Below are 14,321 nucleotides of genomic sequence, written 5' to 3' on the forward strand. Positions count from 1 at the left end.
AAGTAGACAGTCCTCTTTAGTCAATACGTACAGTAATTAGTCAATTCTGACGGTATTTCCGGAGGGCGTATGCTTACCGATATCCAGCTTAAAAGACTTAAACCGCAGGAAAAAATCTACAAAGTTACCGATCGTGATGGGCTCTATGTGGCCGTATCGCCCACTGGAACTCGCTCATTTCGTTACGATTATCGGATTAATGGCCGTCGTGAAACCCTGACCATTGGACAGTATGGCGCTGACGGTATTTCACTGGCTGAAGCGCGTGAACAACTCATTGCCGCCAAAAAGCTGATCAAGTCAGGCGTGTCGCCTGCTGTGAAGAAACGTGACGGTAAAAATCAGATCAGAAATGCGGAAACTTTCGCAAATTTTACCGTCAGCTATATGAAGCGTGCCTCTCTTGCAGACAGCACGAGATCGATGAAGCAGGCCGTCATTGACCGGGACATCATTCCTTTTCTGGGTAACAAGCAAATGGCGGAGATTACGCCATCAATGGTTCGAACCCTGTGCGATCGCATCGTGGATCGTGGCGGTAATGCCACGGCGGTACAGGCGCGTGAGATTATCAGTAGCGTTTATACATACGCGAAAAACCGGGGGCATGACTTTAAGAATCCCGCTCAGGATATCAAGGCCACTTCGATAGCCACATTTCTTCCTCGTGACAGAACCCTTTCTCTGCCGGAAATTTCTATCTTCTTTAATACGCTGGATACCGTTGCTGGCATGCCCACGCTCAAACTGGCCCTGAAGCTGATTTTTCTTACGCTGGTGCGTAAGAGTGAATTTACTCAGGCGACCTGGAATGAAGTGAATTTCAATACTAATGAATGGACCATACCCAAAGGCCGTATGAAAGGGGGGCGGCCTCATGTCGTCTATCTTTCCCGTCAGGCTTGCGATCTGCTGGTGGCGCTGCAAATGTGTGCTGGAGGAAGTCCTTACTTACTTGCCGGGCGCTATAGCATCAACAAACCGTTGTCTAATGCAGCTCTCAACGGGGTTATTACCACGACGGTAAAAGTTGCACAGTCGCAGGGGAAGTCGCTCGAGCATTTTACCGTCCATGACATGCGACGAACCGCCAGCACTTTATTGCACGAGGCAGGGTATCCATCAGACTGGATAGAGAAATGCCTCGCGCATGAGCAAAAAGGGGTGAGGGCAATTTACAACAAAGCGAAATATGCACAGCAGCGTGCTTACATGTTGCAGCAGTGGGCGGATATGGTTGATGGCTGGATCGCCGGAACGTTGGTGAGGCTTACACCGTTTTCGCCGAGTAAGTATGAGGAGTGGGTTAAGATAGTAGGATAGGTATTCTGTTGGGACAACCATTTGAGGCTCTTTATCGATAACGAGAAATTCACATACTCAGCTAGGTTAGAATCCGTCGAAAAGAAGATAATATTCGAAATGTTAAAGTTTTAGGCTAGAGTGGGGGCATATATAGAGCCCCCAGCTAGTATTATTATTCAATACTTTGGTTGATTATAGGGATGAACAAACGTTCAAATATGCCATCATTTTCCTTCGTATCCTTTTTATCCATATAGTTGTTGAAGTTATTTTGTGAATAACCCCATTTGGATATTTTGTTACTTATATCATTTATTGTTTTTTTATTGAAGCTTATATAGCCAACCGGGAATGATATGCTTCGAGTGTCATCAATAGGAGAATGATAAAGGCATGCTACCATTACATTTGGAATTAGCAATACCTCTCCTTTTTCACCAGCATACAGATTAGTGCAACCTAGTAACTTAGCATCTAAACGACCATATAACTTATTCAATTCATATGCTTCTTGCTTACTTTTACAGGACATTACCAGAACAGATTCGGAAGTATGTAGTTTCTTATCAAATAAAAATTTTATTTTGGATAAGAAGTTTGAAAGTGCGCTGCTTTTTCCCCAGCTGATATTTTGTGTGCTTGTGAACCAAATTAATCCAGAGTTTTTAAAATTCTCAATTTTTTCATATCTCTCTTTTATTTTGTCAAGTATATAATCTGAGTTGAAATCGGTATAGAAATTTCCAATTATTAATACAGTGTCATTACCAATATTTGCACTTTGATTATTGTAGTTATTAACTAATAGATCATATTCTAATGTCTGAGAACTATCGTTCCAATAATTCGATAATATGGGGTCATTAGTTGCGTTTGCGTACTCAATAAATGAACTTCCTGATTTTTTTTGTAGCGCGTTCGTTACCATTTTATCCATGGTGGTAAATAAGGTTTTGGAGTTATCCCATTCATCAATTAAGTTTGACTCATAACCCATTTTTAAAACACTTGGTTCATTTATTTCTATATAATACTCTACCTCAACAGGAATTAATAAATCATATTTACTTGAAACTTGGTTTATTTTATAAAGTTCTTGTCTGTCAGAAAATATATCTTCCTGCTTTACTATTTCTCTGAATTGTTGAAAATGAGAATCAAAAGAACTTTGTGCTTTTTGATTTAAGTCTCTATAACAATCATCAGATAATGATAGCGTTATATTTAAGTTTCCAGGACTTCCTCGTTTAATAATATTTGGTAATATTCTAAAATCATGTAACTCAAAATGAACTGTATCTGTTTTTTCTGCAACCTCAAAAAATCGTGGAAGCATATTCCCATCAACTTCAACAAAGCTATTAAGTGCATAATGGCTTAATGCAACTTTGTCCTCATCCCATTTTATTAAACTTTCTTCTAATAAATCATCTAGAACCGCTTGAATTTCTTTATCTGTAAATCCAAAAAAATTACGTAATGTCTGAATGTTTGCTGACTCTAATGAATGTAGTAATCGAACGATAAATTCTTTGACAACAGGCAATTGGCGTTTTTGACTCACTGTATAGTCAATGAAAAAAGCCTTAGAAGGCAACCCAAAACAAATTTTATTTAATTGTATTTTCATGGCGTTATTCCATATCGTTCGCATTTAAAATTGTGTATTCATCAGACTCAACTGATGATATGTAAGCGAATACTTTTCCAAATGCTGAATCACAGTTTTTCTGTTGCCACATATTTTTATTTCCAACAATAAATAGGGCCTCTCTCGCTCTTGATAAGGATACGTTAGCTCTATTTTCTGATGAAACATGTCCTTGCTCACCTTTACGGTTGCTTCGAACAAGAGATAGTATAATAATATCGTTTTCTTTCCCCTGATAACTATCAACAGTATCAATTTTAATTATTCTCTTTTCTAGCAAATTTCTAGCCCAAGATAAGCTATTAATTTTTTTTACAAGTAAGCGAACTTGCTCACCATACATACAGATGACTCCTATTTTAGGGTCATCACCTTCTGTAAAAATATTTTCTTCAGTATCATTATCATAAAGGTATTTTATTATGGCTATTATTTTATCTGCCTCGAATGAATTAACCCAACTTTTTGAGTTAATGCCTTTTCCTTGTGGGCGTTGTTCATAAGATTTTTCCTTTGCCTCGCTAGTATCAAACCAAGTGACAGGCCTTGCAAAGTTATTGATTATTTTATAATAGGAGTCTTTTGTCTTACTTCTTCCTGTTTCTAATTTGTTTTCATAAAAACAAGATGAAACTAGATTACCTATTACGGGGGCCATTCTGTACTGAATAAGTAATGAGCATCCTATTTTTTTACCATAATCGGAAACAAACGCTCTCTCAAAATCGCTACGCTTCAATTCTTCAATACTGATCTCTGGTAGAAGGCGCTTAGCAGCTTTTATATGATGTTCATCGAATAAAGGCGGTAATTGCTTATGGTCACCAACAAGCAGTATTTTACGGCCAACTTGCATGGCGATAGCCAATTCACTTGCTGGAGAACGAGCAGCTTCATCGATCACAACAAGGTCATATATATTTTCTTGGATACCGTAATGATAGCGCCCAATTCCTACACAGGTACCGCTTACAAGCGTCCGAGTTTTGGCTAGAAAGTTCTGGAATTGAGATTGGCTTGATGCCATTACACTTAGCCATTCATTTGAAATATCAATGATATTTTTCAATTTATATACTATATCATCAGAATAAACACCATAATGAGATGCGATATCTTTATAGATTTTTTCTCTCAACTTAGAGAGTTGTATACCTTCAAGTTTTATTGATATTCCTACGTCTCTTTCTAAATACGTAGCAAGTTTATCAATTGTTGTTTTTATTCGATTGGCAACATTATCTGAATTTGCTAGTTCAGGATCCTTTATTAAAGAACTTAACTGCTCAAGCTTATTCCCGAAAGAAACTTCAAAATTTGTTATCGAATTAGAAAAATCTCTATCTATTCCAAGATCATCAGTTAATAAGAGCACTCTCTCCTTGTATTCTGCACGGAATTTGTCTCTATAATGTTCTTGTAATGATTTTTCACTAATATCATCAAGAGGAATAGACAGGTTATTTTGATCACCAAATCTTACTATGTCGATAGATGAATTATTTTTACTAAATAAAGCTCTTGCTTTTTCCGTGGCATTGTTTACGGCTTCGTGCGATTGACTAACTAACAATACGCGACGCGCTCCCTGTAATATACTATAGTGTATATATGAGCCTATGAATGCTGTTTTACCAGTACCAGGGGGGCCTTGCAATAATGATATTGGTCCGAACTTGTATAATTTTTTAAATGCTGCACGTTGTTGGTCATTCAAAGAAAATATAACTTTACCTTGGTCATCTACTTCTGTATAAAAATCTAATTCTTCATCACTGGGCTCATTGCCCTCATAATGTGTGGCTATCAGTCCTGGTGAAAAATAATCAGTGATATTTGGTATAACAGAACGACCTCGGATGAGGTTAGTCACGGCTTTTTCACGTTTTGCTAGTGATGCTGCAGTCATACTTCCTTCAAGCATGACTGTATCACCTATTTGAATATTAATGCGACCTTTAGGTTTAAAGATGATGGTATCAGAGTTATAATCTTGTAAGGAACCAATATATTTAATTTCATCTTTTACTGAAGTTTTTAATGATACCCTTTCTGACAAAAGATCAAAATCAAATTTAGTGTCCTCTACCGTATACCGAAAAGTCATCTGGCCTTGTTCTGTAAATTTTGGTTCTGTTATTACTTGTATCTTAGGGTTGCTTTCGTGTTCGGTTTCTACCAAAGCTCGCCAAATGTTTTTAGCATAAATAATGTTTGGTTTATTAATCTTTGATAAGGATAGTATCGGTCTTGGTTGTGTGTCATTTATTAATGTGTCTTTTGCATCCTCAACTAGCTTGGCGTAGAAATCAGTATTTAAAATATGATCAATAAATATCTCATTACTATTTGTTAAATTATTATTGAGTGTTATGCAGCCTTTTACTTCAAGCTCAGCATCTCTTTTGTTTCGTATAAATTGATCATGCTGAATAGATTTTAAAGATATATGTGCAATGAATTTTTTTTCTGGGTGAAATAACAGTTCAATTTGTGAGCGAACACCAGTAATTCTAACTTTCAATAAATCCTTATTTTTACCTGAATTTATTGATATTGTAGCATAGTAAATACCATCATCTGATAGGATAATTTCTTCATTGGATAAAGATTTATGGCTAATGACATATGAGTCTATTGCAATTGGTTTTGGTGGTTCAACAATGCTGTCAAAACCATCATATAAAGTTTCTATTTCGGAGGATGATATTTCTGGAATTGAAAGAAGATTATTTGTATAAGAGTTCAGATGTACATACTCAAATTTAGTAGCGATCTCATTAATTAATTTGATTGTTGCATATCGATCTATGCTTGTTAATGATAATGCTTCAAAGTTTTGCGGTACATATGCTGGTGTATACTTGTTTTCATTTCCGTTGTTAAAATCGAGAAAATCAATCAAATAAACTTTATCCTCTCTTATTATAATGTTATTAGGCTGTATATCTCCGTGATGTATATTAGAATGGTGGAGTTCTATGACTGCTTCTAAAAGTTTTTTAGAAATATTTAGAGCGTCATCTTTATTTATGTTATAGATAGATTCATCCCAGGTATTCCCTTCCACCCATTCATACTGGAAGTAAAGACATGTCATCGTAGGATTTAGTCCATAATCCATTATTTTAGGGGCACAGGATAATGATGCCGATTGCAGCATATCTAACCTGTTAAAAAACGATAATAATTGATGATTAATACCACCAGAAGCATTTGTATCAGAAACTCCAAACCATGCTTTAATTGCAAATGCATTGTCATTTGATCGTAATAACTGACAATTTCCAAAGCTATGAACAAGAGAAGCATTAAAATCTATGAATATATTTTTTGTTGAGTAATATTTTGATAGTAGTGAAAGTGGACAATTGTTTTCACTGAAATCTAAAATTTTATTCAGCTCTGATAGAGCTGCTCTGAGATTTTGAAATCTTGAACAAGAATCAAGCTCTAAGCCAGTTTCGAACCAATGGGCCAGTTTTTTGCTAATTTCATTATTTTCTATGGGTTCCCATATGAATATGTTCTCTTGTCTCTGTGGCCAATGATCAAAGGCTATATAGTGACATGCGGCAATAGCCAGATAGACATCTCTTGTGTAAACAGTTCCACTATTTTCGTTAAATAATTCTTCAGGGGTTTCGACTTGTCCGTGTTGGAGTATTTTTCTGACATTAGAAACCGTTTTATTTTCTGGATCTGGATAGTAGGCTGTAAGAAAATTTGATAATACAACTTTGCTTGGCAAGGAGAGCCATACACTGTGTGCACTAATATCCCTATGCGCAACATCAATATCATGTAATCTTGCGAGTTGACTTATCAGCGACTGTATCAGGTCTAGTCTATTTTGTTTAGTTAATTTCGACTTATTTTTTCGAATGAAAACGTCAAGTCTTTCTTTTTTATTTGGCCACTCATATAATTCTACAAAGTCTGATGTAAGATCTTTAGGTAAATGCAATAATTGTAGGTGAATGTCTTTTAAATCTTCATTTTGACTATTTATATACCCAAGTACACTGGATTCCCGGTGTGCAATAAGAGCTCGCTGGTCTGGGGTTCTTGCATATTCTTGTATACATGGTACTGTGAAATCCCATCGTCGCATTATAGCCTTGTAGTTATGATTATCTGCACGTTCGCTACGAAACTCTGAATATAAACCTTGTTTATGTGTTAGGAGAGAGTTGGTGTCTTTTTGGATATAATTGTTAATGGAAAAGGTTTTTGCTTTGAAGTCTGCACTATTATTTGAAAAAATCCTATCCCAAATAGTAATGTTTTTATTTGGGGCATCCTCTTTTCTTTTTATCGCTTTTTTATTCCCAAAATATTTTACGTAGATCTTTTCATCGCCTATTTCTTTAAATTGTTCTAATGTAAATACATATTCTTGTTCATCATTTGGTAAATCTGATTGGGTTGCACTTCCACATAATACAACGCAATAATCGACCCATGGCCTGAATTTTCCGATAAATTTCTCATCGAGTTTACTGGATAGTATTTGTGCGGCTCTGCGAGCTTGATGAACCCCATTCTTCCTATTTTCTTGATAGCCATCTTCATACTGCTGTACCCATTTCCCATCAACTGAAAAGAGCTTTCCTTTATAATTCTTAAGCTCTACTACTATAATTCTGTCATCAGTTATAAGAATTAAGTCCGCTTCAAAGTCACGGCTTTGTCGTCCAATCATTTCCAGTGAAGAATAAGCTTTCCAACTGTCTGGAAGATATTTAGCTAAAATATCATTAGCCTTCCTTTCATATCCGTTAATTCCTAAAGGGTCGAGACAATCAATAATCATGCTTATACCTAAATTCTACCTGTGCGTAACCTTATAGTAGTATCTAACTCTCTAAAATTGAAGAGTATTTATCATCTTGCATACAAATTTTAGACATATATTACGTTCGGTTATAAACCTGCTCAATATACCTCCCCCGTCCATCTCCATGTCCTAGATCCGTTGAGGTTACCGCCAGCGCCTCTTTGTGGCTCAGACCCTGCTCCTCGTAATAGCGGATCGCGTCCTGTGCCCAGGCATAGCGCAGGGAGTGGGGAGAGTATTCGCCCGTCAGCCCGGCATCGCGGAGATGGTTGTGCCAGTAGTCCATCGCGGATTTCAGATCCGGCTTGTCAATCAGATGCCCGTCACGCTCCCCGGCAATATTCAGCGCCTCTTTCACCGCCTGACGGGCAGCCTCCCGATTAATCACCTGTGTCATCCGCGGTCGTCCGCCTTTGGTGCCAAAGATCACTGGCAGACGTTCAGCTCCTTTTTCCAGCTGTTTATCCCAGGTTTTCAGCGACTGGCAGCACTGTACCGCTTCCTGTCCACGCAGGCCCATCACCCGCGCCAGTTGCAGGCTGGCCGCGAGACCTGCGTCGGTTTGCTGTATCCGCTCCAGCACCTGATGGTAAAGCGCATCCGGAATGGCCCGGTGCGTCCCGTCACGGCTGGCACCACTGATACCGAGCGACTGGTTGCTGATTAATTCTGACTGGCTGAGGTGTGTGCGTCCGGCTTCAGCCATAGTAGAGCGCACCATCGCCATCTCATTCTGTAGCGTTCGCAGAGAAATACCCTGCGCCAGCCGTTCATGGATATATCCCGCGATGTGTCTGGCTTTGAGCTGGCTGGTGCTGGTGACCTGAATATTCTGCGCCAGCAGATGATGGGCAAAACGCTGCGCCATCCGTTCGCGGTCGTGGACGGTTTTGTGGCTGCCACCTGCGCGGTGCGCCAGTTTTTTCATATCCTGTGCCAGTCGCGACATGCTGACTCCTCCGCCTGATGCGGTAGCAATATTTTCCGGCGCGTGGTGGATGCTGTCGCAGTAAAAACTGCGCCATGCTGAACAATACCGGTGCGCCGGAAGGCGAGAGTTGAGGTATGGTGGGGTACGGTACTGCACGGTGTGCAGGCCGCCTGCCTCAGCAGGGATGCCCCCGGATCGTCGTGATCCGCCTCCGGTACTGTTCATTCCTCCTTTTTCTCTTTTTGACGCAGAAATGATGGCGTCAGAGGGTAAATACAACGATAAGCCTGATAAGACAGCGGCTGGCGCAGCGGTGTGCGTCGGCGTCACTTTGTTTTGCTTCGCCTCCAAAGTGACGCGCCGCCGTTTCAGGCAACCTGTTTACTGGCGCAGAGATACGCTCCGTCTAAAGACGCGGTACCAACCTGCCTCTTGCTGGCACAGGTTATAGCAGCAACAACGACCGGACTGCGTCAGAGACGCCCCCGCCGTATTGTCCGGCTTGCGGGGTTAAGGGCTTGACCAACCTGACATAGCAGCCAGGCACAGTCCTCTGAGGTCATGGCTGTCTCGGGTGCAGTCCCAGGACTGCGGCAGTTACCGTAAAAATAGCACTGTGGATACGATGGTCAAGCTATGTTTCATTCATAATTGAATGATAATAAAGGATTTAACCATCATGTAGTAGTGTGTTGTTTTATGATGACTTGCGGGTAAGGGACTTATTTTTTATATGAGTCGACACAATTTGTGATTCCGGGCCTGATAGTGGTCCCGAGGGGTTGTCAGCCTCTTAAGTGTTAATGCACTGAAATACAGGAAGATCCGCAAAGGCTCGCTAAAGGGCTTTTAGCGAGCCTTTGCGGGCGCAATGCTGTTTTTTCAGGGGGGCCTGAAAATATTTGTACCCGCCAGTTCTTTCTTTTGTATATCCCATTGACATATCCCATAATTACCTTATGCTGACAATATGTACAAAATTTCACCACCGGAGGCGAGAATGGAAAAGACAACCGTATTCAAAAGCAACCGTAGCCAGGCGGTGCGTTTGCCAAAAGCGGTGGCTTTACCGGAGGATGTCAAACATGTGGATATCGTTGCGGTAGGACGAACGCGCATTATTACTCCCGCAGGCGAAAGCTGGGACAGCTGGTTTGATGGTGAGAGCGTGACGTCTGACTTTATGACCGCCCGTGAACAGCCCGGTGACCAGGACAGGGAAGGGTTCTGATGCTCAAATATATGCTGGATACCAATATCTGTATCTATACGATCAAAAATAAACCTCAGGCAGTCCGGGAGGCGTTTAACCAGCATTACGGGCGGATGTGTATCAGTTCAGTCACGCTGATGGAACTGATTTACGGCGCGGAAAAGTCCGCCAGCCCGGAGAAAAACCTGCGCGTGGTAGAAGGTTTTATAGCCCGGCTGGAGGTGCTGAATTATGGTATCGATGCGGCGGTACAGACGGGGCAAATCCGTGCAGAACTGGCAAGAGCAGGTACGCCCGTTGGCCCGTATGACAGCATGATTGCGGCCCACGTCCGCGCACTGGGTTTAATTCTGGTGACGAACAACACCCGTGAGTTCGAACGTATTAATGGCTTACGTCTGGAAGACTGGAGTATCAGCTAAATAGCCTCTCTACTTTGATAATTCACAGAATCTCTTCTGGCATTTTACCTTCCTGGTACAGGGCTGCTATGTACTGTTTTTGTAGCGCGTAGGGCAACAGGGGAACTATGCGTTTCTCAAGGAATGGGGCGAGAGAACAGCATACGGGGTCTTTAGCATACAGGGCATCTCTGTAACTGACGCTGTTTGCCCGGCAACCACCATGTGCAATAAATTTGTAACGGCAATCCCTGCATGGCAGATCTTTGAGCATCAGTTCTGAAAAGGTTCTGAAATGCGGATTTTGCATATATGAGTCAGTAGAAATATCTTGTTCCGTGGTATTGAATATAATGTCCTGAGCATGGCGTAGTGATGGACAGAATCTGACGTTCTTTTCATTTTCAACGATAACGCTGCCAAACTGATATGAACAAGGATGATAAGCATCATCTTTTATAATTTTGAATCCGTGCTCAAGAATAGCTGAACGAAATAACTGAACGATTTCTAGTTTCATTTGTGTTTTATGAGGATAAACACGAAGATAATCGTTAATAATTTCGTAATACGAGTTTTTGGCAATATCAATCCAGGTGTCATTATTCTTCACCGCATCGCTGGTAATACTTCTGCCACTCATAAATACCTGATCGACTTGCCAGCGGTCAACATTCAGGTCACGCAGTTTTTTATACATCTGGAAAAGCTCTGAGGCGGTTTTTTCATTACAAACAGTTGTGTTTACTGTTATATAAAGTCCATATTGTGTGGCGAGTGCGATTTTGCTAAGTATTTTATCAAAAGGGACGGGGTAACCATTTTTGTATTTACGGATAATGCCATTGCCTTCAAGTCCATCGAGGCTGATCCCTAATCCTATCGTAAAAGGCTTCATTTTTTTGATAAGTGTAGGGACAAGCGTTTTGAGTGTTTGCCTGACCTTAAGATTTGCAAGCCATTCCAGTGTGCTTCTTTTTAGATAAATGCCATTTGTGATGAAGTAGATATTGCGATACCCCACTGCAATGGCATATTCAATGAGTTCCCTGTGATCCGGTCTCATCAGGAATTCGCCGCCAGTCAATGTGAGTCGTGTCGCTCCTTTTTCCCTGGTATCGGCAATGACTTTCTTCAACATGGCTGCATCATGGTGCCGGAAATCGTCTGAAGCGGAAACGTAGCAGTGCTCGCAGCAGAGGTTACAGCGTTTCGTCGTTTCCAGATGGAGACGGTGCGGGTGATTATATAATTCTGTTATCTTCATACGCTTTCTCTCCTGTCGTCATCCGATGATGAAAATCGGGGAGGGAAAACCCTCCCCGCAGGGCATTACCAGCCGCCACCTGTGTTTGGACCGGTATCTGCGCTATCGACAAGATGTCCATTCAGGCCCGCATGAATACCGAAGTGCTGGGCCGGAGAAACGTACTTTTTGAATAGTCTGGAAAGAATGCTCATGTTACTACCCTCATGTTTGGTTCGTTACAACAAAACAGTGGATGTAGTTCCGGAACATCAGTTACGGCATGAGAACTGACGATAACAAATTATTCACAAAATCATTACCATTTGATTGATTTTGATCAAAAAATAACCAATTCAGTTTGTGGTTTTATGAGTGCAGGATGAGTCATGTCATGTACTGGGGGAAACATGGGGGACGGTTTAGGCCGGGATTTCTGGTTCTACAGATGTGCTCAGATTGCGACAGCATTGGGTTACAGCGCCTCGTCGATTGCCGCTGTCTGGTGGATTCTGGGTGAATACCAGAAGATGATCTATGTTTCATACCTCATTGTCCCGCCATTGATCATTTCTGCTCTGGCCCAGCCGCTGATTGCACCTGCCGGTGATCGATACAATAAGAAATTGTTGCTACTGTCCGGTCTTGCTCTCCAGTTCTTAAGCTATGTTACCGTTGCTTTTGTTTTCATGTCTGGTGGCATGAAATTGTCGGCACTGATTGCATTTGAGCTTCTGTCTGCTTCAGGCCGAATTTTATTTAATGCGGGCTCAATAGGCATTCTTCCTCATCTTATCCCTGAAAACAGGATCACCGAGGGTATGAACATTACCCATCGTGTTACCTCCACGATGTCCATTATTGGTGGCGTGTCTGGTGGTGCAATGGTGACTGTATTTGGGATCGCTAATTCTTTTCTGTTTCTGGCCTTCAGCATCAGTATTGCCTGTTTATTCTGTGTATGCATGAGCTGTCATTCTCAGGCCGACCAGGGGGAGCGTCGTCGAGTCCGATGGCTGGATGATATCAGAGAGGGGCTTAACTACACGGTGAGTAACAGGGTGATCTCCGGATTTTTTATCTACAGCCTTATTATTGGCCTTGCCTTTGCGCCGATGATGGTGGCCTTTCCTTACTTGATAAAAGAAATTAAAGGGCTGTCTCCTTTCTACGTCGGATTGCTTGCAACCAGCATGGGGGCAGGTGTGATAACCGGATCGTTTATTTTTCCCCATTTACGCGCGCGATTTGATAATAAGTCTCTGGTTTATGTCTCCTCATCACTTTTCTTTCTCTCTCTGCTGCTCATCAGTTTGTGCCATCATGTCATCGTGCTTTTTATCGGACAATTTATCATAGGGTTATCACGGAACTGGATTAACGTGGTGATTGACTCTCTGTTACTGATTAATTTACCTGGGCATTTAAGGACACGTGTACTGTCGAATCTGTCATTTTTCGCCATGATCAATATGCCAGTGGCAATGCTGTTGTTTAGCTATCTGATGGATTTGATGGGGGTATATAACATCTTCCTTATGCTGTCGGCACTGTGTTTTATTGCGATGCTGGTTATTGTCTCTAACCGGGAAATCAGACGATTTTTATCTGCTGAACCCGAAGAAGCCGCAGAGATGCTGATGAGTAAATGATGGGGCTGGTAGTCAAGCCGCATAAAACTGGCGCAGGGAATTTCGCCTGCGCCGTTTGCTTAAATATTTTCAGGTTTCCCGCTCTCCAGGCTGCGATGTACCGCCTCACAAATCCGGCTTACCGCCAGTCCGTCCACTGCGGTGACCGGATAGGGCGCTTTATGCCTGACGGAGTGCACAAAGTCGTTTATCGGGTCGATACCAAAACCGCTGGCGACGCCATTGCGGTAGTTGATGAAATAGCTGTTGGGCGTGAGCGTCATGCCCGGCGTGATGATTTCCAGTCCCCGGTGCTGTGAAGTGCTGCGGATATAGGTTGCTTCACAAAGAATATCGATACGCCCGTCGTTGTCCTTCGGGAAACCTTCCGGCAGCACCCACGAATTTTCCACCACCCATGAACTGCCGTCGCCCATTGTCAGCAGGCTCTGCACGCTGTCGAAGGTGTCGAGGCCGCATTCGGCCATCAGCCGCTTCTGCCCGACGGCGTACACCGACACCACCTCCTGGCCGGAAAGATGGCGTACCAGGTCGAAGCAGTGGGAGCCGAGAAACCACACCGGGGAGCTTGCGCCCGCCCAGTTCAGCCACTCCGTCGGCACGCTGATGACATCGTCCATGCTGATATGCCCGCGCAGGATGCGCCCGGCTTCCGGCTTCTCCAGTTCAGCTTTGATGCGCATCACCGCCGGGTCCCAGCGTTTGTGGAAATCGACGCCGACCAGCAGGTCCCGTTGCTGCACCATCTCCACGATAAGCTCGCACTCGCGTACCGAGGTGGCGAGCGGTTTCTCCGCCAGCACATGCTTGCCGTAGCGCAGGGCTGTGAGGATGGATTCAGTGTGGTACGGGTCCGGTGTTGCCACCGAGACCACGTCGATGGCTTCCTCCTGCAGCAGGACATCCAGCCGGGTATAGCCCATCACGCCACAGGCCATGGCGAGGTCGTCACAGCGCTCTGTGTCGGTGTCGCAGATGGCGACCAGCACCGTGTCCGGATTATGACGGTACGCGTTCATATGGTGTTTGCCGTAGATACCCGCGCCGACCACGGCGGCTCTGATTTTGTTCATTATTGAGTC

General features: G+C 42.5%; 9 protein-coding genes. 4 read left to right on the plus strand and 5 right to left on the minus strand.

Features of this window, described 5'->3' with window-relative positions:
• The first annotated feature begins 69 nt into the window (after positions 1-69).
• Positions 70-1,323 (plus strand): site-specific integrase, encoded by a 1,254-nt coding sequence (locus tag AOY24_RS09725; RefSeq protein ID WP_054176547.1) that lies wholly within the window; start codon positions 70-72, stop codon positions 1,321-1,323.
• 154 nt (positions 1,324-1,477) lie between these two features.
• Here the strand turns inward: AOY24_RS09725 and AOY24_RS09730 are convergent, their stop codons facing one another.
• The 3 genes from AOY24_RS09730 to AOY24_RS09740 form a co-directional block, all read right to left on the minus strand.
• A complete protein-coding gene (locus AOY24_RS09730) occupies positions 1,478-2,935 on the minus strand; it encodes a hypothetical protein (RefSeq protein WP_054176548.1) in 1,458 nt (485 codons plus the stop codon).
• A gap of 4 nt (positions 2,936-2,939) precedes the next feature.
• Positions 2,940-7,772, minus strand: a complete 4,833-nt coding sequence (locus AOY24_RS09735; RefSeq protein ID WP_054176549.1) for an AAA domain-containing protein — start codon at positions 7,770-7,772, stop codon at positions 2,940-2,942.
• A 100-nt stretch (positions 7,773-7,872) separates the two neighbouring features.
• Positions 7,873-8,745: an integrase domain-containing protein gene (locus tag AOY24_RS09740; protein ID WP_054176550.1), complete on the minus strand. Its 873-nt coding sequence runs from the start codon at positions 8,743-8,745 to the stop codon at positions 7,873-7,875.
• A gap of 982 nt (positions 8,746-9,727) precedes the next feature.
• On the opposite strand from AOY24_RS09740, the gene vapB reads away from it, so the two are divergent.
• Complete coding sequence (vapB, locus tag AOY24_RS09745; RefSeq protein ID WP_054176551.1) at positions 9,728-9,958, plus strand: type II toxin-antitoxin system VapB family antitoxin; 231 nt, start codon at positions 9,728-9,730, stop codon at positions 9,956-9,958.
• Complete coding sequence (gene vapC, locus AOY24_RS09750) at positions 9,958-10,362, plus strand: tRNA(fMet)-specific endonuclease VapC (RefSeq protein ID WP_054176552.1); 405 nt, start codon at positions 9,958-9,960, stop codon at positions 10,360-10,362. The genes vapB and vapC overlap by 1 nt, the downstream gene beginning before the upstream one ends.
• Positions 10,363-10,384: 22 nt before the next feature.
• Here the strand turns inward: vapC and AOY24_RS09755 are convergent, their stop codons facing one another.
• The gene (locus tag AOY24_RS09755) at positions 10,385-11,608 is read right to left on the minus strand and encodes a radical SAM protein (protein WP_054176553.1); all 1,224 of its coding nucleotides are present in this window, start codon (positions 11,606-11,608) and stop codon (positions 10,385-10,387) included.
• A gap of 389 nt (positions 11,609-11,997) precedes the next feature.
• On the opposite strand from AOY24_RS09755, the gene AOY24_RS09760 reads away from it, so the two are divergent.
• Positions 11,998-13,239: an MFS transporter gene (locus AOY24_RS09760; protein WP_054176554.1), complete on the plus strand. Its 1,242-nt coding sequence runs from the start codon at positions 11,998-12,000 to the stop codon at positions 13,237-13,239.
• Between the two features lie 59 nt (positions 13,240-13,298).
• Here the strand turns inward: AOY24_RS09760 and AOY24_RS09765 are convergent, their stop codons facing one another.
• Positions 13,299-14,312 carry a Gfo/Idh/MocA family protein gene (locus AOY24_RS09765; RefSeq protein WP_054176555.1) on the minus strand — a complete coding sequence of 338 codons (1,014 nt, stop codon included), beginning with the start codon at positions 14,310-14,312 and terminating at the stop codon, positions 13,299-13,301.
• Positions 14,313-14,321: the final 9 nt, after the last annotated feature.

It is taken from the genome of Citrobacter sp. CtB7.12 (assembly GCF_001297795.1).
Taxonomy (GTDB): Bacteria; Pseudomonadota; Gammaproteobacteria; order Enterobacterales; family Enterobacteriaceae; genus Citrobacter_A; species Citrobacter_A amalonaticus.

Coding starts and splice junctions, on each gene's coding strand:
- AOY24_RS09725 (WP_054176547.1), top strand. CDS start 70: ATGCTTACCGATATCCAGCTTAAAAGACTTAAACCGCAGGAAAAAATC.
- AOY24_RS09755 (WP_054176553.1), bottom strand. CDS start 11,608: ATGAAGATAACAGAATTATATAATCACCCGCACCGTCTCCATCTGGAA.
- AOY24_RS09735 (WP_054176549.1), bottom strand. CDS start 7,772: ATGATTATTGATTGTCTCGACCCTTTAGGAATTAACGGATATGAAAGG.
- AOY24_RS09765 (WP_054176555.1), bottom strand. CDS start 14,312: ATGAACAAAATCAGAGCCGCCGTGGTCGGCGCGGGTATCTACGGCAAA.
- vapB (WP_054176551.1), top strand. CDS start 9,728: ATGGAAAAGACAACCGTATTCAAAAGCAACCGTAGCCAGGCGGTGCGT.
- AOY24_RS09760 (WP_054176554.1), top strand. CDS start 11,998: ATGGGGGACGGTTTAGGCCGGGATTTCTGGTTCTACAGATGTGCTCAG.
- vapC (WP_054176552.1), top strand. CDS start 9,958: ATGCTCAAATATATGCTGGATACCAATATCTGTATCTATACGATCAAA.
- AOY24_RS09730 (WP_054176548.1), bottom strand. CDS start 2,935: ATGAAAATACAATTAAATAAAATTTGTTTTGGGTTGCCTTCTAAGGCT.
- AOY24_RS09740 (WP_054176550.1), bottom strand. CDS start 8,745: ATGTCGCGACTGGCACAGGATATGAAAAAACTGGCGCACCGCGCAGGT.